General features: G+C 43.9%; 20 protein-coding genes. 7 read left to right on the forward strand and 13 right to left on the reverse strand.

Features of this window, described 5'->3' with window-relative positions:
• From MAHAU_RS10890 to MAHAU_RS10910, 5 genes are all read right to left on the reverse strand, one after another.
• On the reverse strand, positions 1–1482 hold the full coding sequence (locus tag MAHAU_RS10890; RefSeq protein WP_013781782.1) for a sodium:solute symporter family transporter: 1482 nt from the start codon (positions 1480–1482) through the stop codon (positions 1–3).
• Positions 1483–1687: 205 nt separating this feature from the next.
• Positions 1688–2611: a glycine betaine ABC transporter substrate-binding protein gene (locus MAHAU_RS10895; RefSeq protein ID WP_013781783.1), complete on the reverse strand. Its 924-nt coding sequence runs from the start codon at positions 2609–2611 to the stop codon at positions 1688–1690.
• Positions 2612–2630: 19 nt separating this feature from the next.
• On the reverse strand, positions 2631–3530 hold the full coding sequence (locus MAHAU_RS10900; RefSeq protein WP_013781784.1) for an ABC transporter substrate-binding protein: 900 nt from the start codon (positions 3528–3530) through the stop codon (positions 2631–2633).
• Positions 3527–4198 (reverse strand): ABC transporter permease, encoded by a 672-nt coding sequence (locus MAHAU_RS10905; RefSeq protein WP_013781785.1) that lies wholly within the window; start codon positions 4196–4198, stop codon positions 3527–3529. Before MAHAU_RS10905 ends, MAHAU_RS10900 begins: the two co-directional genes overlap by 4 nt.
• Positions 4199–4202: 4 nt before the next feature.
• Positions 4203–5321, reverse strand: a complete 1119-nt coding sequence (locus MAHAU_RS10910) for a betaine/proline/choline family ABC transporter ATP-binding protein (RefSeq protein ID WP_013781786.1) — start codon at positions 5319–5321, stop codon at positions 4203–4205.
• Positions 5322–5521: 200 nt separating this feature from the next.
• On the opposite strand from MAHAU_RS10910, the gene MAHAU_RS10915 reads away from it, so the two are divergent.
• The 4 genes from MAHAU_RS10915 to MAHAU_RS10930 all read left to right on the forward strand — a co-directional run bounded on the left by MAHAU_RS10915 (position 5522) and on the right by MAHAU_RS10930 (position 10335).
• Positions 5522–6031, forward strand: a complete 510-nt coding sequence (locus MAHAU_RS10915) for a hypothetical protein (protein WP_013781787.1) — start codon at positions 5522–5524, stop codon at positions 6029–6031.
• Positions 6032–6132: 101 nt separating this feature from the next.
• Entirely contained in the window at positions 6133–6612 is a 480-nt protein-coding gene (locus MAHAU_RS10920) for a MarR family winged helix-turn-helix transcriptional regulator (RefSeq protein ID WP_013781788.1), read from the forward strand.
• Positions 6613–6634: 22 nt separating this feature from the next.
• Positions 6635–8368: an ABC transporter ATP-binding protein gene (locus MAHAU_RS10925; protein WP_013781789.1), complete on the forward strand. Its 1734-nt coding sequence runs from the start codon at positions 6635–6637 to the stop codon at positions 8366–8368.
• Positions 8365–10335, forward strand: a complete 1971-nt coding sequence (locus tag MAHAU_RS10930; RefSeq protein WP_013781790.1) for an ABC transporter ATP-binding protein — start codon at positions 8365–8367, stop codon at positions 10333–10335. The genes MAHAU_RS10925 and MAHAU_RS10930 overlap by 4 nt, the downstream gene beginning before the upstream one ends.
• 38 nt (positions 10336–10373) lie before the next feature.
• Here MAHAU_RS10930 and MAHAU_RS10935 read toward each other — a convergent pair whose 3' ends face one another.
• Positions 10374–12380 carry a glycoside hydrolase family 31 protein gene (locus MAHAU_RS10935; RefSeq protein ID WP_013781791.1) on the reverse strand — a complete coding sequence of 669 codons (2007 nt, stop codon included), beginning with the start codon at positions 12378–12380 and terminating at the stop codon, positions 10374–10376.
• A gap of 180 nt (positions 12381–12560) precedes the next feature.
• On the opposite strand from MAHAU_RS10935, the gene MAHAU_RS10940 reads away from it, so the two are divergent.
• Positions 12561–13289 (forward strand): ABC transporter ATP-binding protein, encoded by a 729-nt coding sequence (locus tag MAHAU_RS10940; protein WP_013781792.1) that lies wholly within the window; start codon positions 12561–12563, stop codon positions 13287–13289.
• Positions 13286–14452: an ABC transporter permease gene (locus tag MAHAU_RS10945; protein WP_013781793.1), complete on the forward strand. Its 1167-nt coding sequence runs from the start codon at positions 13286–13288 to the stop codon at positions 14450–14452. Before MAHAU_RS10940 ends, MAHAU_RS10945 begins: the two co-directional genes overlap by 4 nt.
• Here the strand turns inward: MAHAU_RS10945 and hydF are convergent.
• The 4 genes from hydF to MAHAU_RS10965 all read right to left on the reverse strand — a co-directional run bounded on the left by hydF (position 14449) and on the right by MAHAU_RS10965 (position 16963).
• Positions 14449–15681: a [FeFe] hydrogenase H-cluster maturation GTPase HydF gene (hydF, locus tag MAHAU_RS10950; RefSeq protein WP_041644599.1), complete on the reverse strand. Its 1233-nt coding sequence runs from the start codon at positions 15679–15681 to the stop codon at positions 14449–14451. The two genes, MAHAU_RS10945 and hydF, sit on opposite strands and share 4 nt — an antisense overlap.
• Before the next feature lie 136 nt (positions 15682–15817).
• A complete protein-coding gene (locus tag MAHAU_RS10955; RefSeq protein ID WP_013781795.1) occupies positions 15818–16180 on the reverse strand; it encodes an SHOCT-like domain-containing protein in 363 nt (120 codons plus the stop codon).
• Positions 16181–16195: 15 nt separating this feature from the next.
• Positions 16196–16567, reverse strand: coding sequence for a DUF2089 domain-containing protein (locus tag MAHAU_RS10960; protein WP_013781796.1), 372 nt, complete (start codon positions 16565–16567; stop codon positions 16196–16198).
• Between the two features lie 18 nt (positions 16568–16585).
• The gene (locus MAHAU_RS10965) at positions 16586–16963 is read right to left on the reverse strand and encodes a hypothetical protein (RefSeq protein ID WP_013781797.1); all 378 of its coding nucleotides are present in this window, start codon (positions 16961–16963) and stop codon (positions 16586–16588) included.
• Positions 16964–17174: 211 nt separating this feature from the next.
• Between MAHAU_RS10965 and MAHAU_RS10970 the strand changes: the two genes are divergently transcribed.
• Positions 17175–17990 carry a Cof-type HAD-IIB family hydrolase gene (locus MAHAU_RS10970; protein ID WP_013781798.1) on the forward strand — a complete coding sequence of 272 codons (816 nt, stop codon included), beginning with the start codon at positions 17175–17177 and terminating at the stop codon, positions 17988–17990.
• 27 nt (positions 17991–18017) lie between these two features.
• Here the strand turns inward: MAHAU_RS10970 and cas2 are convergent, their stop codons facing one another.
• The 3 genes from cas2 to cas4 are packed head-to-tail and all read right to left on the reverse strand — an operon-like array spanning position 18018 to position 19795.
• Positions 18018–18281 carry a CRISPR-associated endonuclease Cas2 gene (gene cas2 / locus MAHAU_RS10975; RefSeq protein WP_013781799.1) on the reverse strand — a complete coding sequence of 88 codons (264 nt, stop codon included), beginning with the start codon at positions 18279–18281 and terminating at the stop codon, positions 18018–18020.
• Positions 18282–18284: 3 nt separating this feature from the next.
• Positions 18285–19280, reverse strand: a complete 996-nt coding sequence (gene cas1b / locus MAHAU_RS10980) for a type I-B CRISPR-associated endonuclease Cas1b (protein ID WP_013781800.1) — start codon at positions 19278–19280, stop codon at positions 18285–18287.
• A 14-nt stretch (positions 19281–19294) separates the two neighbouring features.
• Positions 19295–19795 carry a CRISPR-associated protein Cas4 gene (cas4, locus tag MAHAU_RS10985; RefSeq protein WP_013781801.1) on the reverse strand — a complete coding sequence of 167 codons (501 nt, stop codon included), beginning with the start codon at positions 19793–19795 and terminating at the stop codon, positions 19295–19297.
• Positions 19796–20390 lie beyond the last annotated feature (595 nt).

Raw genomic sequence — 20390 nt, forward strand, 5'->3', positions numbered from 1 at the left:
TCACGCGATTTCTTCGGCTGTATTATACACCATATCGATATGTTGTTGCGGTAACGCAGCGCTTATAGCGCTGACGGCAGGCACGATCGCGATAGGAATCACTATGGCCGCGGCACTGAATACGGTTATAAGCGGGCTGGATAATCCTGCATATAACGCTCCCCCTATGGATATACCCAAAGATGTTATGATGCCAGCCCACACGCCAGCCCTTGTAGTACCCCTCCAATACAAGCCGTATAAATACGGTGCCAGAAGTGAACCGGCTACAGCCCCCCACGATAGGCTCATAAGCGATATGATAGGATTAGGCACCAAGGCCAGCAGCAGCGAAAGCCCTACGAATACCACGCAAAGCACGCGCATTATGAGCATGATATGCTTCGGATTCATCTTTTTCGGCGCCAATGTATCCTGTATTAAATCCACCGCTATAGCCGACGCCGACGCCATCACTATCGAGGCCAGCGTCGACATAGATGCTGCCAGCACCAGCACCATTATTACGGACAGCACTATCTCTGGCAGAGTAGGTGATATTATTTGCGGTATTATAAGATCCGGGTTGGGAACACCATTGAGCATTGGCATACTATCAGGGAAAAATATCCTGCTCGTAGACCCTACAAAATATACGCCCCCGCTTATAAGCAACGCAAACAGCGTCGATACAACTGTAGCTGCTTTCATGGGCGGCCCATCCTTGACGGTATAAAACTTATGGATCATCTGAGGTAAACCCCACGTACCCAAGCTGGTCAATACAACCAGTGACAGAAGCGGCACGAAACCGCCGGGACCAACCGGCGCGATCAATTTAGGGTCAATGGCTTTCAGCGATGTTATCATAGAGGATAAGCCTCCTACTTCGTTGCTGTTTATCACAAAGAACACCATAAGCACGGTACCTATTATCATTACTATGCCTTGTATGAAATCCATAATGGTTTCGGCCAAGAAACCGCCTATAAATAGATAAAGCGCGGTAAATAAGGCCATAATTATCATTATAACAGTATATGGTATATGGAATATCTGCTCAAACAAGTAACTAAGCCCCATATATACCGACGCCGAATAAGGGACCAAAAATACAAATATTATAAGCGCCGATACTATCTTCAAAGCCTTGCTGTTATACCTTATACCTATAAAACCCGGCATTGTAGAAACACCGAGGCGTTGCGTCATTTCCCTCGTGCGCTTGCCCAGCACCAACCATGCCAATAAGCTGCCAACCACGGTGTTACCTATAGCTACCCATAGCCCCGACAGGCCGAAAGACCAGCCTGTTTTGCCGGCATATCCAATAAATAAAACGGCTGAGAAATACGCAGTGCCATATGAGAATGCCGACATCCATGGATTTATGGAACGACTTCCCAATAGGTACTCGTCCATGCCCTTAATCCTGCGCATGCTGAAAAATGATACCAGCAACACTATGGCAATATAAACCGTAAGAAATAAACCTTCTACCATGCTACCATCCTCCAAAATACATTTATAACCGCCGTTTACGCGTATGCTCCAATTATAACAGAGATGTGGATAATGTTCAACACTTGAAATATGCAAAAAACTCCGGCAGCAACGGATTTAGTAACTGTTCAGATATCTCACAGGCGACAGTAACTGATTAGCCTCTGGCTCATGTTGTTGCCGGAGTTTTATTTATTTCATCTTTTTATATAAGCCCTTTGGATTGGAGGAACTCTTTAGCCACCTTCGCGGCATCCTTTCCTTCGCCATCGACCTGATAATTGAGCTGCTGCATATCCTCGTCGGTTATAGCATTAGCCAGCTTATTGAGGGCATCAGCTATTTCAGGACGTTTATCTAACAAATCCCCTCTAACTAATGGTGCCGCATAATATGGTGGGAAAAACTGCTTATCATCTTCTAGTATTTTCAGATTATGCGATACCAGCAGGCCATCAGTAGCAAAAGCATCTATGACCTGAACCTCGTCGTTATCTATAGCGGGATACCTTATGCCGGTATCCATAGATTTCACATTCTTGAATTGAAAACCATATTTATCTACCAATCCAGGCAAGCCATCCGGCCTCTCCACAAACTCCATGGAGCAGCCGAGCACTATCTGATCGGCTATTTTACCTAAATCCGAAAATGTGTTAATATTATGTTCAGCGGCAAATTCCTCTTTTACCGCCAAAGTATAGGTGTTATTGAAACCCCATGGTTCCAGCCACACGAGATTCCATTTTTCTTTATATTCCTTTTTTACCGTATTGTAAGCCTCATCCGGATCGGTCGTAGGTTCCATCTGTAATATGTCAACCAATCCGGTACCGGTATAGTCCATGTAAACATCTATACCATTATTGCTGCCGCCTTTTTTGATAGCTTCAAAACACACATTAGTACCACCGAGATTGAGCTTTCTCTCAACATTAAGATCTGTATGTGCTTCTATCAAGTCTGCCATCATATTACCTACTATTATCTGTTCAGTAAAGTTTTTTGAACCGATAACCACAGTATCGCCGCCTCCGCTGGAGGCTCCACCTCCACCCTTGCATCCTGTTATTATAGTCAATATTAAAAGCATAAAACTTAATATAATCGTCAAATTTCTCTTATTCATCAACTCATCCTTTCATTTTCTAAATTAATCCCTGCTCTTGCAAAAATTCCTTAGCCACATCATGAGGGTCCATGCCATCAATATCCACTTTACCATTTAACTCGGCCATTTTAGCATCATTAAGCGTACCGCCAAGCTTATTTATCAACTCCTCCAGGCCGGGAATCTCTTCAAGAGTATCGGTCCTGACCATTGGAACGGCATAGTATGGCGGGAAAAACTTCTTGTCGTCCTCAAGCAATACAAGATCAAACTCGGGTATACGCGCATCGGTTGAAAATGCAGATATTACATCTACCTCATTGTTCTTTATAGAACTGTACATCAAACCCGAATCCATCGGTACAACATCCTTAAACTCTATGCCGTACGCTTCTTTCCAGCCCGGATATCCGTCGGGCCTTTCACTGAACTGCATAGAACAACCCAGTACGGCGTTCTCAGCAACTTTGGCCAAATCCGAAGATTTGCTCAAACCATTGGCTTCGGCATAGTCCTTCCTTACCGCCATAGCATAGGTATTGTTAAATCCCAGCGGTTCCAGCCATTTTATACTCCATCTGTCAAGGTAACTTTCCTTAACTACTTTATATGCCTCGTCCGGGTCGGTGATAAGGTCCATCTGTAGCATTTGCATCAAGGCTGAACCGGTATATTCGACTGCGGCATCCACCTCGCCGCTTGTTATAGCATTATGCAGCACCATAACGCCGTTTAATCCGAGCTTTCTCTCAACCTTGACATCAGGCATATTTCCCTCGACAAGAATAGCCAACATTTCACCGACGATAAACTGCTCGGTATAGTTATCGGAGCCCACAACAAAGGTTTTGCTAACCGTACTCGAGCCGCAGCCGAGCACAGCACCTGATATCACAGCCAACAACAATATACAACTTATAAGCTTTATATTTCTCATGCCTCAACCTCCTTTCCATTGGCTTGTTTAAGCCCTTTGGGCGTGACTGCCCTCTCCACCAATCCTAAAGCAAAATCGACCAGCAACGCCAATACCATAGCCGGTATAGCACCGGCCATTATCATCTGATTATTAACCATCGATATACCTCTATATACAAACTGCCCCAATCCTCCGGCCCCTATCAATGCTGCCAGAGTAGTGAGCCCTACGCCAGTAACAGCCGATATTCTTACACCTGCCATTATTACAGGTAATGCCAGTGGTAGTTGAACCATTCTCATAAGCTGGCCGTCGGTCATACCCATGCCTCGCCCGGCTTCTATCATTGCGCTATCAACATTACTAAGCCCAGTATACGTATTTTTTATAATCGGCAGCAGCGAATATAAAAATACCATAACGATAGACGGCACGGTACCTATCCCCAAAAAAGGAATAAGAAAGCCCAACAATGCAAGACTAGGCACCGCCTGAATAGCGTTGGCTATACCGATAACTATAGATGACAATTTGTTCACCCTCGTTATCAAAATGCCGGCAGGCACGCCTATTGCTATAGCTATGGCTACTGCCAAAGCCGTAAGGTATATGTGCTGCCATGTAAGCATAAATATCTGATCGCTGCGATCGATCATAAACATTATATATTCTATTATTGTATCCATGCATTCACTCCTCCCCTACGTATTTATCGCCGAGCACATTTACCAAACTACTCCTGGTTATCAGGCCTCTTAACCTGCCTTGCTCATCAGTAACAGGTACATACCCTATATCGTTTTGTGCCATCAGCTTCAATATATCAGCCATCGAATCATCCAATTTAACGCTCAGTATATCACGCTCATATATTTCTTCCAACCGCCTGGCTTTATTTGCATTGTTTCGCACCTGTTTGGCGGTTACTATACCCAAAAGCTTGTTTTTATCGTCTACTATGATAAGGCTATCGACGCTGCTGCTCGACATTATCTCCAACGCTTGAGTAAGCGTTCTGTTTGGCGTAGCCTTGACAGGATTTGTTATCATTATATCCTCGGCCTTTATATACTCAGGCTGCTGCCACATGCGCTTTTTGCCTATGAATTCTTCGACAAAACCGTGAGCCGGATGCCTTAACAGATTTTCCGGTGTATCGAATTGAAGAATTTCACCATCCCTCATGATACATATCCTATCCCCGAGCTTTAGCGCCTCATCCATATCGTGTGTGACAAAAACTATCGTCTTATGCAATTCCTGTTGCAAATTGAACAATTCATCCTGCAATTGAGCCCGCGTCAAGGGATCCAAAGCGCTGAAGGGTTCATCCATAAGTATGATATCAGGATCGGCCGCCAGCGCTCTGGCAACGCCTATCCTCTGTTGCTGTCCTCCCGAAAGTTCATTCGGATATCTGTTCATATATTCTTCCGGCGGCATGCCTACCAGCTCCATCAATTCTCTAACTCGCGCTGCTTTCTTATCCTCCGGCCAATTCTTTAACGTTGGTATTAATCCAATATTCTGCTCGACAGTCATATGCGGGAAAAGCCCTATCTGCTGTATGACATATCCGATATTCCTTCTTAATTCTATCGGGTCAGCCTTTAGTATATTCTGATCATTGATATATATAGCTCCAGATGATGGCTCTATCAATCTGTTGATCATTTTGAGCGTTGTAGTTTTACCACAACCGCTTGGGCCTATAAGCACTGCTATTTCAGCATCATTAATCTCCATATTCAGATCTTTTATAACGGTCGTATCACCATAACGCTTTGCTACATTTTCAAATTTGATCATGCGTTTTATACATCTCCTTCCAACAAACTTTATTATATACATTAAGTTGTTACATGTCAAATAAAAGGTAAAATATGGTTACTAATCGCGTCGCTCATATCTTGCAGCAATGAAACCGCTCTTCTTAAACAAGCTCTTCCACGTTCCATGCATTTATGTTAATATATTAAAAACGGTACGAAAGAGGATGGGATTTAAATATGCATTTAAATTGGAATGCCATGCGCGATGAAGTAAATGATTTATTGGATACCAAGGGTTTTAAGGAAAGCCTGAATAATAAATGGCAACTGGCCGCTCTCTTACATACAGAAGTGGTAGAATTGCAGCTTGCCGATAATACTGATGAAGAAGAGCTGGAATTAGCCGACCTGTTTATACGCGCTTTAAATCTGGTTATAGCCAATGACATGGATTTAAGTCAGTGTGATTTCTCAGATACATCATGGATGACCCTTCTAAAACAAAACAGGGATTTTCGCGCGGTAGACTGCCTTAATTACGCCATAGTCCAATATACTGAGGCCATAAAAAAACATAAGGGTTTAACCGAGGAAAATCATTCTATAATTATGATACTTCAGGCTTTAATTCAATATGCCGATATACTCGGACTGGATATAAATCATATCTTCAGGAGAAAAATGGATATAAATTGGGGGCGCCCTTATCGTTATGGTACCGGCATGGAAGAACCTGCTTATTCTTAAAAACACTATTGACTTCTTAAGAAGTCGATAGTATACTAATAGTTATCTTATTAATTATTAGTTAGTTAAGCAGTATGCTTGCTGAAAGGAGATTTTGTCAGTTGTTTAACGGAGAATCAGACGATATACCATTTTTAAAATTGGAAGGGGTAGATCCTATTTCTCTTAAAGTATTTCAGTCTTTTTTTAGAACAGCGCGCTTTCACAGCCAGCTTGTATTTAAGATGACCTCCGAGAATGGCATATATCCCGGACAGGCGATGTGCCTGTGGTTTATCAGCCAAGAACCTGGTATAAGCCAGCGCAATCTGGCTGAAAAATTACATGTAGCACCGCCCACTGTCACTCATATGCTCCAAAAGCTAGAAAAGGCAGGCTTTATAGTGCGCAGGGATGACGAGCACGATCAACGTTTGAGCCGCATATATTTAACAGATACCGGTATTACCATGTTAAATACACTGAAAAGTACATTCGCTGAGATCATACACATAAGCCTAAAAGGCTTAAGCAGCGAACAGCAGGAAGAACTCGTGCATATGTTCGATACCATGAGCTCAAATATACTGCGTGAACTATAAAATAGAAAGGACAGGTATTTGCATGAAAGATTTATTAGTTAAATTCTTGAAACCATACTGGAAACAGATAACATTGGCTATAATATTGCTGGTAGTACAGGCCATATCAAACCTATATTTGCCCAATTTAAACGCCGACATCATAAATAACGGCGTGGCCAAAGGCGACATAGATTATATAATAAATACAGGCGGGTTTATGCTGGCCGTTACACTACTGCTGGCTATCTGTGCCGTGGCTTCAGCATATCTCGGCTCTAAAACAGCCATGGCCTTTGGGCGCGATGTCAGAAGGGCTATATTTTACAAGGTGGAGAGCTTCTCACAAGCGGAGGTAGATAAATTCGGCACCCCATCGCTGATCACGCGAAATACCAATGATGTGCAACAGGTGCAGATGTTGGTCCTGCTTGGATTAAACCTCATGGTCATGGCCCCTATCATGGCCATAGGCGGTATTATAATGGCCCTTCGACAAGATGTGGTACTATCGTACTCCATTATCATAATAGTTCCTATTATGGCAGCTATAGTAGGATTGATGCTATGGAAGGCCACGCCGCTGTTTCGCTCCATACAGGTCAAGATAGACCGCGTAAACCAGGTCATGCGCGAAAAACTAATGGGGGTAAGGGTCATAAGAGCATTCGTAAAAAATGAGCATGAGGCTAAGCGCTTCGATGAGGCTAATCGCGATCTTACAGCTACTACATTAAAAGTGAATAGAATAATGGCATTCGCTATGCCATCGCTTATGGCTGTCATGAATTTGGCTACTGTTGCCATAGTATGGTTCGGTGCAGGGCGAATAGATAGCGGCGCCATGCCCATAGGTAACCTTACTGCCTTTTTGACATACATCATGCAAATAATGATATCGGTCATGATGGCCATGGGCATGTTCATAATGGTACCGAGGGCCGAAGCCTCTGCCGAACGCTTATCGGAGGTGCTCGATACCGAACCTTCCATAAAGGATACACCGACCCCGGCCGCACCAAGCGATATAAAAGGATACCTCGAATTTCGCAATGTGGAATTCAGCTACCCGGGTGCCGAAGAACCGGTGTTAAAGGGCATATCCTTTGAAGCAAGGCCGGGCCAAACTACCGCTATCATAGGCAGCACAGGCTGCGGCAAAACCACGCTGGTAAACCTTATCCCGCGCTTCTATGACGTGACCGGCGGCAGTATATTGATAGACGGCACAGATATACGTGATATGACTCAACAAAATTTAAGGGATAAAATAGGACTAGTACCACAAAAGGCCTTTCTTTTCAGTGGAACGGTGGCCGATAATCTGCGTTACGGCAATGAAAACGCTACCGATGACGAGCTCTGGCATGCGCTGGAAGTAGCGCAAGCCAAAGATTTTGTGATGGAAATGCCTGGTCAATTAGATGCACCCATTGAGCAAGGCGGCACCAATGTATCTGGCGGTCAGCGCCAGAGATTGGCTATCGCAAGAGCTCTGGTAAAAAAGCCTGAGATATATGTATTTGATGATAGTTTCTCCGCGTTGGATTTTAAGACCGACGCTAAGCTGCGATTGGCACTCAAAGGAGAGACATCCGGCTCAACTGTAGTAATCGTCGCACAGCGCGTGAGCACCATCATGGATGCCGACCGCATCATCGCCTTGAACGATAACGGCATCATAGCCGGCATAGGTACACATGCACAGCTCATGGAAACATGCGATGTATATCGAGAAATAGTATATTCTCAGCTTTCAAAGGAGGAGATAGCATGAGCCAAGACAACAAGCCCAAAACACGCCCAAGAAGGCAGCGCGGCGGTTTCGGCGGCGGACGTGCAGCTATGATGCCGGCTGAAAAAGCCAAGGATTTCAAAGGCACTCTCAAGCGCCTTATAAACTACCTTAAACCGCAAGCTTTTAAGATATTGCTGGTTATCATTTTCACTATAGTAAGTGTGGCTTTTACCATCTCCGCCCCAAAGATACTAGGCCAGGCTACGAACGAGCTGTTCGGCGGTGTAATAAGCAAACAGTTACCAGCCGGTATGACAAAGGACCAGGTTATTGCCGGACTAAAAGCCCGGGGGCAGGACCAAATGGCAGAGATGATATCGGGTATGGAGCTAACGCCGGGGAAAGGTGTGGATTTCGACGCTATATTGCATATACTTATTATCCTCGCCGGCGTATACCTTCTGGCCTCGGTTTTCCAATGGCTGCAGCAATATATAATGGCCAGCGTGGCCCAAGGTACGGTATATAGGCTGCGGCGCGACGTGGATAAAAAGTTGGCCAAACTGCCACTTAAATACTATGATGATCACCCTCACGGCGATATTTTAAGCCGTGTAACCAACGACGTGGATAATATAGCGCATACGCTCCAACAAAGCCTTACGCAGCTGGTGCACGCGACGGTTACAGTTATAGGCGTGTTGATCATGATGTTCTCCATAAGCTCGCTGCTGGCATGGATCTCGCTGATAGTCATACCGCTGTCATTGATAGTAACCATGCTCATAGCCAAGCAATCTCAGAAACAATTCATAGCTCAATGGGATAGCACCGGCAACCTGAACGGCCATATAGAGGAGATGTTTACAGGCCATAATATAGTCAAGGCGTTCAATCGTCAGGATGAAGCCATCGAGCGCTTCGATGAGGAGAATGAAAGGCTCTATAAAGCCAGTTTTAAAGCCCAATTTATATCCGGTATAATACACCCTGCCATAAACTTCCTTAATAATCTTAATTATGTGGCGGTATGCGTTATAGGCGGTATACGCGTGGCCAACGGTATCATCACGTTAGGTGATGTGCAGGCTTTTATACAATACTCCAGGCAATTTACACAACCTATAGTACAAACGGCCAGCATAATGAATATACTGCAGTCTACCGTAGCCTCCGCTGAGCGCGTGTTCGAGCTGCTGGACGAACAAGAAGAAATACCTGACACCGACAATCCGGTGGTATTGGACGATATTAAGGGCCATGTAAAGTTTGAACACGTGTACTTCCGTTACAAGCCGGACGTACCTCTAATCGAAGACATGAACCTTGATGCACAGCCTGGGCACACTATAGCCATAGTAGGGCCCACTGGAGCAGGTAAAACAACGCTGGTCAATCTGCTTATGCGTTTCTATGAGATAGACAGTGGGCGTATCACAGTAGACGGCGTGGATATACGCGACATGAGGCGCGATGACTTGCGCAAAAATTTTGGCATGGTGTTGCAGGACACATGGCTGTTCAACGGCACCATAAAGGAAAATATAGCCTACGGTAAGGAAAACGCCACCGATGACGAGATAATAGCTGCAGCGCGAGCAGCATATGTCGATCATTTTGTACGGACGTTGCCCGACGGATATAACACCGTATTAAACGACGATGCCTCTAATATATCGCAAGGGCAAAAGCAGCTTCTGACCATAGCGCGCGCGTTTTTAGCCGACCCACGGATATTGATACTGGATGAGGCGACCAGTTCAGTTGATACGCGCACCGAGATGCTTATACAAAAAGCCATGGCTAAACTGATGAAAGACCGCACCAGCTTCGTCATAGCGCACAGGCTATCCACTATACGCGACGCCGATAACATACTGGTCATGAATAATGGCCGTATCATAGAGCAGGGCAATCATCAGGAGCTGATGGCTGCGCGCGGTTTCTACTACGATTTATATAATAGCCAATTCCTCGGCGCATACGCCGATGTCGATGCTGTATAAGAAAAAGGCGTGACTATAGTCACGCCTTTTTCTCTTAATTATTTATATATGGGAAGCTCTACGTTGCCTCTTAAAAAGAGCGGTATAACGTGCAGTGGCGCATCACATTCTATACACTGGCCTCCTTCGTAAACAGTACCCGTAGCAGCATCCCGCCAATCAGCTCCTTCAGGCAAATAAACCTTCCTGCTGCGTTGCCCCTCGTACAATATTGGGGATACCAATATATCCGGGCCAAACATATACTGGTCATCGACATCCCAGCAAGCACTGTCATCAGGGAAATCATAGAAAAGTGGCCTTATAACCGGCGTACCTTTCTCATGGGCTGCTCTCATCTGTTCTTTTATATATGGACGCAAGCGTTCGCGTACAAACATATATTTCCTGAAGATTTCATATGCCTCTTGGCCATAACTCCATACCTCGTTGGCTGCGCCGCTGGGCAACGCACCTCCTCCGGCCGGCCCTATCGGCTGACCGTGCGGTTCACGATCGCCATGTAGGCGAAACACGGGACAGAAGGCTCCAAACTGAAACCATCGAATAATGCATTCTCTGAAAGCGGGATCATCGGGATTACCTCCATGAAATCCTCCTATATCGGTTGTCCACCATGGTATACCAGCTAACCCCATATTTAGGCCTGCACGCAATTGATCCCTCAGTGCCCTAAAGCTGGAGTGTATATCCCCCGACCAGACAAGGGCGCCATAGCGCTGACTGCCAGCCCATGCACATCTCAAAAGGTTAACTACATTTTGCTGACCCGCCGCCATCATTCCATCAAAGAACGTCTTAGCATACATGACCGGATATATGTTGCCAACCTGCATCACCGGACCCATGTAATAGCGATAATTGTCATAGTCATATACCGAGTATTCGGGTTCGGCTTCATCCAGCCAAAATATTTTTATACCTTTATCATAATAATTTCTTTTAGCCACATTCCATACAAAATCACGCGCTCCTGGATTGGTAGGATCAAAGAATACAGTATTAAACATAAACTCCATAGTTGTCCGGATGCCTCTATCCGTTCTGACCAGATAACCTTTATTCAGCATTTCCTCATAGTTTTCACTTCGTTTATCCACAGTAGGCCATATGGATACCATCAGTTCTATGCCCATATCCTTCAGCTCTTTTACCATAGCATCGGGATCCGGCCAATATTCAGGATCGAATTTCCAGTCACCTTGTAGCGGCCAGTGAAAGAAGTCTATCACTATAACATCGATAGGTAGTCCTCTGCGCTTATATTCGCGGGCAATATTCAACAGCTCATCTTGTGTCTGGTAACGCAGCTTACATTGCCAAAACCCCATGCCGTAATCAGGCATCATAGGCACAGTGCCGGTTACTTTGGCATATGCTTCTTCTATTTCGGCCGGCGTATCACCTGCGGTTATCCAATAGTCCATCTGCTTAGTAGATTCAGCCACCCATTCGGTCAGATTTTTGCCAAACGATACCCTTCCTATAGCTGGATTATTCCACAAAAAACCATGTCCGAGAGAAGATATAGCAAACGGCACGCTAGCCTGTGAATTCCTGTGAGCCAATTCAAGTACACAGTTTTTGACGTTCAGATACGGTTGTTGATATTGGCCCATGCCGAATACCTTTTCTTCAGGATCAGATTCAAATCTTACAATAAGTTTGTAATCGTCACTTTTTATATTAGGTTTAAAATCACGCGCCTTTATATTAAGTGGACTGGAAAATTTGCTGATATCCATTCTGTTGCGGTTATATTCTTCCAGCAACAAACGCCCTTCCTGGTTATAAAACCTGATGCTGCCGTCAGCCATAATATCCGCACGAATCTTGCCATTTTTTATCGATGCCTTATCTCCGTCTGTGCATATATCAGCCATACTATTTTCAGCCGGCAGCAAGGCCCAGTTTTCATCCTCCATAGTTCTTCTGCATGTTGATCGAACACGAAGGCCATTTTCCCCCCACGCCTCAATCCAAAGTTGCTCGCTATCATAGTGATAAATCAAGCGATTTCCATCTTCTACAAAATTCCCTCTCATTTTTAACGTTCCTCCTGTTTTTATTGACGTTTATTGAACCGCAACCATAGTAAATATAATAAAAATCCCAATCCACCATAATTCTAATACTTTCTATTTTCTTTGTCCATAAATATTAATTGGCAATTATACTATGCTCTGGTATAATTATTATAGTTTCAATATAAGGAGATGATGATATTGGTAAAGCTGATTTCCCTCGGCAAACGCTTCAAGGAAGTGCAAGCAGTAGATGATCTATCATTTGAGGTCAAAGGCGGTGAAATATTCGGCCTTTTAGGTGAAAACGGCGCCGGCAAGACCACCACACTGCGTATGCTGGCCACCATGCTAAAGCCCACGTCGGGTACCGCTTCCATATGCGATCTCGATATAGTAAAACAGCCCTCGGAAGTGCGCAAACATATAGGCATATTATTCGGTGGCGAAGCTGGATTGTATGACAGACTGACAGCCCGCGAGAATATAGCCTATTTTGGCAAATTAAACGGCATGGACGATAATGCTCTTAAAAAGCGCATAGACGAATTATCGCAGACACTTGACATGGAAGAATTCATAGACCGGCGCGTAGGCAAATTCTCAAAGGGTATGAAGCAAAAGGTCACAATAGCAAGGGCCATAGTGCACGATCCGGAGGTAATGCTGCTGGATGAACCTACCGTAGGCCTGGATGTGACAGCCGCACGCACGTTGCAGGATTTTATAGCCCAATGCAGGGATCAAGGCAAGGCCGTCATATTCTCCAGCCATATAATGAGTGAAGTGGAAAGGCTTTGCGACCGCATAGGTATCATACATAAAGGCAGATTAGTAGATATAGGCACTATAGACGGTTTAAAACAGCAGTATAACAATAGTAACCTGGAAGAAGTGTTTATACAGCTCATAGGAGGTAAAAGCGCGTGAAAAGAACATGGATAGTATTTGCAAAGGAAATGAAGGATGCATTTCGCGACAGGCGTACGCTCATATTCAGTATTCTGCTGCCGGCCTTAATATTTCCCATACTCATGACCTTCATGAATAACACTATAAGCAATGTAACAGAAGAAGCTACCGAAAACATCACTATAGCCTACATAGGGGAGGATTCGCAGCTTAAAGCATATCTTGACAGTCTGCCAAACGTAACTATAATGGATTCGCAGGATCCTGAGGCCGACCTCGACGACAGCAAGGTATCGGTTATAGTTGAAGTAAAAGACGGCTTCGATGAAGCCATAGCATCCGGTGCCAAGGGCGATGTAACACTAAAATACGATGAGTCAAAGGCTAAGTCTTCCATGGCCGCCTCTGTCATAAGGGAATCGATAAACGCCTTCGGCACACAGCTAGCCCGTCAGCGTTTACAAGCTAAAGGCATAGACCCCGAATTCATAGAACCATTAAACATAGCATCGGTCAACGTGGCCAAGGCACAGGGTACAGGAGCTATTATAATGTCGTTCTTATTGCCCATGTTCCTGTTGTTGTACCCGGCCACCGGGGCTATGGCCACCGCTATCGATCAGGGAGCAGGCGAGAAGGAACGCGGCACATTGGAGCCGCTGCTGGCTACACAGGTCAGCCGTACAGCATTGGCCATGGGCAAATGGCTCTCGACGTCTGCGGCCTCGATAATAGGCACCATAGCTTTCATGGCTGGTTTTGTCGTGGCAGTGATATATAATCCTACGATGTTCGGCGAGGGCTTTACGGCTACACCATCAGCCGTGGTGGCAATAACGGTACTGGGCATAATGATGGCTTTTATCTACAGCGCCGCCATGCTGGCTATGAGCGTCTTCGCGCGCAACATAAAGGAAGCATCCACCTACCTGAGCCCATTTGTCATAGTAGCCATGATACCGGCCTATGCCACCATGTATACTGACATAAAGACTGTGCCGACGTGGCAGTACAACGTTCCACTGCTCAACGTAATACTCATCGTAAAGGAAGCTCTGCTTGACAGCATAAACTGGGGGCATTTTGCTATAACCATGTTGTGGCTAATAGCATTGACCGTCCTATTCCTCGCTATGGTGGTGCGTATGTTCAACAATGAATCAGTGGTATTCAGAAGCTAGGCATAATCTTCCTGAAACATAGTACGGGCGACAGGGAACGGTTCCAAGGCGCGCGGCAGTATACCGTTTACATAAGCTATCAATACGCCATAATTTACCATGGGCACGTCCTGTTGCCTTGCTTTCTCCATACGGTATAGCATCTCGCGCCGGTTGAGCATACATGCGCCACAGTGGACTATTAGCTTAAATCGGCTCAGATCCTCCGGCATGGTAAGCCCGCTGGACCACTGAAAATTCAAGTCCCCGCCTACCGTCTGCCTTAACCATCTTGGTATTTTCACTGTGCCTATATCATCGGACTGCCGGTGATGCGTGCAGCCTTCGGCTATAAGCACGCTGTCCCCCGGCCTCAGATCAGCCACGGCTTTGGCACCCTTGGCCAATTCTATAAGGTCGCCTTTATATCTCGCCATCAATATTGAAAATGAAGTGAGCGGTATATCTCTCGGCGTATCGGCAGCCACCTTTTGAAAGACCTGCGAATCGGTTACAACCAAACGCGGTTTTGAGCTAAGACCGGTCAGTGCATCCCTAAGCCTATCCTCTTTTACCACTACGGCCATACCATCATGATCCAGCACATCGCGTATAACCTGCTGCTGCGGTAATATAAGGCGCCCTTTTGGTGCCGCTTTATCAATAGGAACAACCATTACTACAAGATCGCCTGGGCTTATCAAGTCTCCTATCAATGTAAGTTTTTCATCGTCATAAGGCGCATGGCGCACTATGGCCATCTTTAGCTCGTCAATCCCCTGCCCGGTAGCCGCCGATACTTCCACAAGCTCGAGTTTGAGTTTTTTCTCCCACTCTTTTAGCTGTTCTTGAGTATAAACAGCTTTATCGGCTTTATTAACCGCCCCTACCACAGGTATATTTTTCTCACGTATACGCCTCAATATATTTTCCTCAAAGTCGGTTAGCCCAACCTCGCCGTCTATAACCAACACGGCGAGATCGGTACGGTTCAACACATCATATGTGCGCTGTATGCGCATCTCTCCCAACGGACCTATGTCATCCAATCCCGCCGTATCTATGATCACCACCGGTCCTATAGGTAAAAGCTCCATAGCCTTTGATACTGGATCAGTGGTAGTGCCGGCCACATCGGATACCAGTGCCGCTTTTTGATTGGTTATAGCATTTATAATACTGGATTTACCAGCATTACGCCTACCGAATATAGCTATATGCATACGCGACGATGTCGGCGTAGTATTCATATCATCCATTATCCCTGTTATTTCTCCCTTCACAGGCTACTCATTTAGGTAGCATAAAAAATCGGTATAACCTTCATCTATAATTAAATTATAGCACATGCAAAACATTAAGGTTATACCGAAAATATAATAAACATTATTCTACGTATATTTCAACCTTCTGACCGTCACCACTGTCTATATCTACTATTTTACCTTCACTACCATCTTCCAGGGCTTTTGCTATTTCTTCCAAATCGATGTCTTCAGGCATGGAATCCTTAGCAAATTTATTGCCCAGCTTAAGTGCTACTTTAAGCATGGATAAAGGTACATTCACATTGACCTTGGTATTTTCGCTTTGATCAAAAACCCTTACATGGAGCATCTTATTTTTTGCATTGGTTTTTTGGATGTGGTCGCTGTCATCCACAGCGCTGAGCAATTCGGCGCCTTGCTCAGCGGTTATTTTACCATCCTGAAGCATCTTAAGGATCATAAGTCTCTCATCACTATCCATAGAAACGCCCCCTCTTCACAGATTTTTTAATATATTTAACGCTGTTTCAGCGTCGATTTCACCGTCATCCAATTGCCTAAGTATCTCCATATGTTCGTCTTTATTCGGTCTTACGACTTTATCTTTATATCCCATAGCCTCCACTAGGTTCTCCAATCGGCTTTTAACAGTGGGGTATGATATTCCTAATTCTTTTTCTACCTCTCTTATATTGCCACGGCACTTTATAAACACCTCAGCAAAATACCTTTGTTCTTTGGTAAGATAGCAAAATTTACACAGATGGAAATGACCCTTCACCTCAGTATCACACTTCGGACAATGCAGCGCAGATACTTCCAATCGCTGTCCGCAGATAGGGCACACTCCTATTACAGTATTTTCCATGTAATTACCTCTTTCCCATCATATAGCACGTATAAGCACATGTGTCCGCCCACCCTCAGCATTTATATCCACGATATCCGTATGACCGCAACGGCTCAATTCACTTAAAAACGCATTTATATCCCTCGCGTTTACTCCATTAAGCCAATGTCCGGTCCCATCAGGCATAAAGAATTCCACTACATGATATATGCCAAACACCAAGTTTACCAATCCCTTAATAATAATTATAGGCAAAGGTGGTATATAGTTAATATGTACATCATCAGTATTTACGGCAATCTTTATAAAACAACTTTTCATGCGTCGCCGAGGATGTCTCCTTATAAGAGCTGCTCCCTTTTCAGGTGTTATCTCGCCGCGCTCTATACTCTCCAATATCTCAATAATATACATAAAACCGCCTCAACTAGCTTTATATCTCAAGTATAAAACTATATATTAAAAAAGTCAATATATAAATTAAAAATATTCATATATTGACTTAAAATAATAAATATATAAGCTTATCTGATATCAAGACTTTAAGCTGATCCGTATGCGATATTGCCTATATCCCTTTACTACTATATAATAGTGATAGACAATAAAAGCACAGAGGAGAAATATGCAATACGAACTGATAGTGGCCGACATGGACGGCACATTGCTCAACGATAAAAAAGAGATATCACCTAAAAACCGCGAATATATAGAAAAATACAGAAAAGCGGGAGGCTTATTTACCATAGCAACCGGCAGAGGAAGGCCAGCTGTCGAGGATATAGTAAAAGAAATAAACATAAATATACCGGTCATAGTATATAACGGCGCTCAATTATATGATTTTCGCAATAAAAAGGCCATATACGAGGCATTTCTGGATCAAAAAGCTTATACAATGGCTTTGGTACTGCTGCACAAACTGAATATCACCTTCCTGGCATATCAGGGACCGCATATGTGGGTGGAAAGGATATCACCTGTAATATTAAAACATCTGGCGAAAGAAAATATAAAAATAAACAATGTTACCGCGGCCTCTATAGATACCTTCCCGACTGAAGGCATAAACAAGATATTGACCATAACCGAGCAAAGCGATTTCGACGAATTCGCAATGCTATTCTCTCAAGCAGGCCTTACAGGCGTGCGCTTCGTGCAATCTGAGGTAAACTACTTCGAAATACTGCCCGAGGGCGTATCCAAAGGACATGCATTGGAAGAATTGGCCGCATATCTTGACATCCCTCTGTCACAGACAGCAGCTATAGGCGATCATATGAACGACATAGAGATGTTGCGCGCAGCCGGCCTTGGCGTTGCCATGGCCAACGCGCGCGACGAGGTTAAAAGATGTGCCCGCTTTATAACCAAATCTAACAACGATGACGGCGTAGCTTATTTTATAGAACTATTGCTCAAAGACCAAATTCCTAATTAAAAGCCTTGCTTGTTACAACAGTTGTGATTATAAAATATTTTCTTGGCCCCCTTTTTCGAGTCCCATTATCTCTCTATTCGAATATTTAGTGGAGCGAAATGTATAAAAGATCACCGAATCCTCATCTTTATTTATGATTTTGCTCAGTTCATATTTCAGCTTTTTATAGCCGGCTTCTGTAAGCTCACCCTCCAAAACCGAATTCTGCACCCAATAAAGATATCGTCGACATAGTTTCAACACCTTCGCAACACGGCTTTGGTTTACATCATAAACTAATATCACAAACATAATTCACCAACGTGATACAAACGGGCTATATTCTTTCTCGCCCATAAAATGCTTTTCCAATTTATATAATTCCATGCGTATAATACTCCTGTAAGATACCTGGCGATGCAAATCCCTGTGATTTATAGTAGTGGCAAAACGTTTATCCAGTTCGGTCACAAAAGCCTTCTGAGCTTTTTCCTTCAATACAATACCGTCTGCATAAGATTGAAAATCGTTGGCTGTAATCATGTTTTTACCAAGCAATGTAAATATAGCCCTGTCCACCAATATAGGCTTAAAAATTTCCGCTACATCCAGATTTAAGGTAAAACGTCGAAAGTTTGTGGTATGCAAATAGCCTATCCTCGGGTCCAGATGGGTTTTATATATCTCGCTTAGCACCAGTGTATATATGATAGAATTACCAAAACTTATGAGCGTATTCATTCTATTCTGAGGCGGTCTACGGGTACGCTGTTCGAAAGCAAATGCCGGCTTGTCAATTATAGTATCGAAGCCTTTATAATATTGGTCCCGTATATTGCCCTCTATAGCCATCAATTCTTCTACACCGGTACATTCATATGTGATAGCATAGAGTTTATCTATTTCATCCGATATCGCCTGCAGAGAATCCCTGCCCCTATTTATATAATACTTAAGAACATGCTGTATATTATCAGTGGCACCCTGCACAAAATGCCTGGCCAGGCATAGCCTTTTATCCACGTCCATATAGTACTCGGCCTGTTTTAAGATCATGTACCCCGAATTCAGGTGTTCTCTTGGATAAAAGCTGCCGGTATAATATCCATAGTGGTTGAAGAAATGTAAAAGTACCTCTTTTTGCGATAAGAATTCAATGAAGCGTTTATTGAAATTCACCTCTCCGAATATCATTATCTCGCTTATATCTTCTATGGGTATATACTTTGAACCGGCTTCTGATTTGAAATAAACGGTGTTGTCTTTGCGCTCGAATTCGCCACTTGAAAAGATGTAAAATGATTTTTTCATGCTATCCACTCTCCTTATGCCCAGCACATTTCAGCATATGCACAGCTAGTACACCAATGAACCCTGGCAGGTTGCGGTGGTAACTCGGCACTCACAATATCGGCAATTGCCGCACAAGCCCTATCCAACTCAACCTGCGCTTCTTGGTCTAGGCGTACATCTATGATTTCCCTTTCCTCAGGAAACATCAACTGGCCTTCTGCTTCGATGCCCAGTTTCTTAAGTTCAGATAAGTAAAACAAAAGCTGCATCCTAGCGCTTTGAAGATACTTTGAGCTCTTCTTTACCTCTCCTATTACAAGTCCACCATCATCTTTCTCCAAAAGATCTATCTTTATATTGCCCACCGCTATTTCCTTTTTATCGCGCTCATAGCTGTGCTCGTGCAAAAAGCGCCCCCACTCTATATTTTCATCGTGCTCATCAGGCGTGAGGTGTCGTGCCATAAGCCACGTTTCTCTCGGACATATATAATAATACCATATGAGCGTGCCGTTTATATCAACGTCTTCCATATGTTGTCACGTCCTTTGAATCATTGTTTCTTCTGCTTGTCCACTCTATCAAACTAGAGTTATTGTTCCTAACATTATATCTTTCGGCAATTTACCATATAACCTGAAGTTATCCTTTAAGTTATTAGCTGCGAGTTCTCGTAACCTCAGGCATGAGAAGAGCAACTATCCTTCTTTCTGAATACGAATAACCATATCAAATTCATTTAAGTTAACATCATTGCTCCCATACATCTCTTTTAGTTTAGCTTTAAATTCATTAAGTGTTTTGGTCGAAAGTAATATTATTTTATTTTCCTCGAGGACAATAATTTATACCATCTCCTCCTAGTACAATATAGTTGTAATCAATCAACAGTAAAAATACTGCTAAAGTTACCTCAGTTCACCAGTTAACGAAGCGTTAACTAGTACCCTAAATATCAAGCATGTCACCTTTATGTCTCTGCTATAAGAAGAGGCATCCAATGGATGTTTACACTTCAACCGGCTCCCTATCTTAGCCATTTTGCCAGCTTACTGCTGGCCTGAACCTTGTCAATCATATATAATATCTTCTGGACTTGGAGATTTGATGTAACTCCTCCTGGGACGG

It is taken from the genome of Mahella australiensis 50-1 BON (genome assembly GCF_000213255.1).
In the GTDB taxonomy this organism is placed as follows: domain Bacteria; phylum Bacillota; class Clostridia; order Mahellales; family Mahellaceae; genus Mahella; species Mahella australiensis.

What these genes read in the sequence shown, in the direction of transcription:
- cas2 (WP_013781799.1), bottom strand. Translation starts at nt 18,281, where the DNA reads ATGTTTGTGATATTAGTTTATGATGTAAACCAAAGCCGTGTTGCGAAG.
- MAHAU_RS10900 (WP_013781784.1), bottom strand. Translation starts at nt 3,530, where the DNA reads ATGAGAAATATAAAGCTTATAAGTTGTATATTGTTGTTGGCTGTGATA.
- MAHAU_RS10925 (WP_013781789.1), top strand. Translation starts at nt 6,635, where the DNA reads ATGAAAGATTTATTAGTTAAATTCTTGAAACCATACTGGAAACAGATA.
- MAHAU_RS10930 (WP_013781790.1), top strand. Translation starts at nt 8,365, where the DNA reads ATGAGCCAAGACAACAAGCCCAAAACACGCCCAAGAAGGCAGCGCGGC.
- MAHAU_RS10905 (WP_013781785.1), bottom strand. Translation starts at nt 4,198, where the DNA reads ATGGATACAATAATAGAATATATAATGTTTATGATCGATCGCAGCGAT.
- MAHAU_RS10910 (WP_013781786.1), bottom strand. Translation starts at nt 5,321, where the DNA reads ATGATCAAATTTGAAAATGTAGCAAAGCGTTATGGTGATACGACCGTT.
- cas4 (WP_013781801.1), bottom strand. Translation starts at nt 19,795, where the DNA reads ATGGAAGACGTTGATATAAACGGCACGCTCATATGGTATTATTATATA.
- hydF (WP_041644599.1), bottom strand. Translation starts at nt 15,681, where the DNA reads ATGAATACTACGCCGACATCGTCGCGTATGCATATAGCTATATTCGGT.
- MAHAU_RS10965 (WP_013781797.1), bottom strand. Translation starts at nt 16,963, where the DNA reads ATGTATATTATTGAGATATTGGAGAGTATAGAGCGCGGCGAGATAACA.
- MAHAU_RS10895 (WP_013781783.1), bottom strand. Translation starts at nt 2,611, where the DNA reads ATGAATAAGAGAAATTTGACGATTATATTAAGTTTTATGCTTTTAATA.
- MAHAU_RS10970 (WP_013781798.1), top strand. Translation starts at nt 17,175, where the DNA reads ATGCAATACGAACTGATAGTGGCCGACATGGACGGCACATTGCTCAAC.
- MAHAU_RS10960 (WP_013781796.1), bottom strand. Translation starts at nt 16,567, where the DNA reads ATGGAAAATACTGTAATAGGAGTGTGCCCTATCTGCGGACAGCGATTG.
- MAHAU_RS10955 (WP_013781795.1), bottom strand. Translation starts at nt 16,180, where the DNA reads ATGGATAGTGATGAGAGACTTATGATCCTTAAGATGCTTCAGGATGGT.
- MAHAU_RS10890 (WP_013781782.1), bottom strand. Translation starts at nt 1,482, where the DNA reads ATGGTAGAAGGTTTATTTCTTACGGTTTATATTGCCATAGTGTTGCTG.
- MAHAU_RS10935 (WP_013781791.1), bottom strand. Translation starts at nt 12,380, where the DNA reads ATGAGAGGGAATTTTGTAGAAGATGGAAATCGCTTGATTTATCACTAT.
- cas1b (WP_013781800.1), bottom strand. Translation starts at nt 19,280, where the DNA reads ATGAAAAAATCATTTTACATCTTTTCAAGTGGCGAATTCGAGCGCAAA.
- MAHAU_RS10915 (WP_013781787.1), top strand. Translation starts at nt 5,522, where the DNA reads ATGCATTTAAATTGGAATGCCATGCGCGATGAAGTAAATGATTTATTG.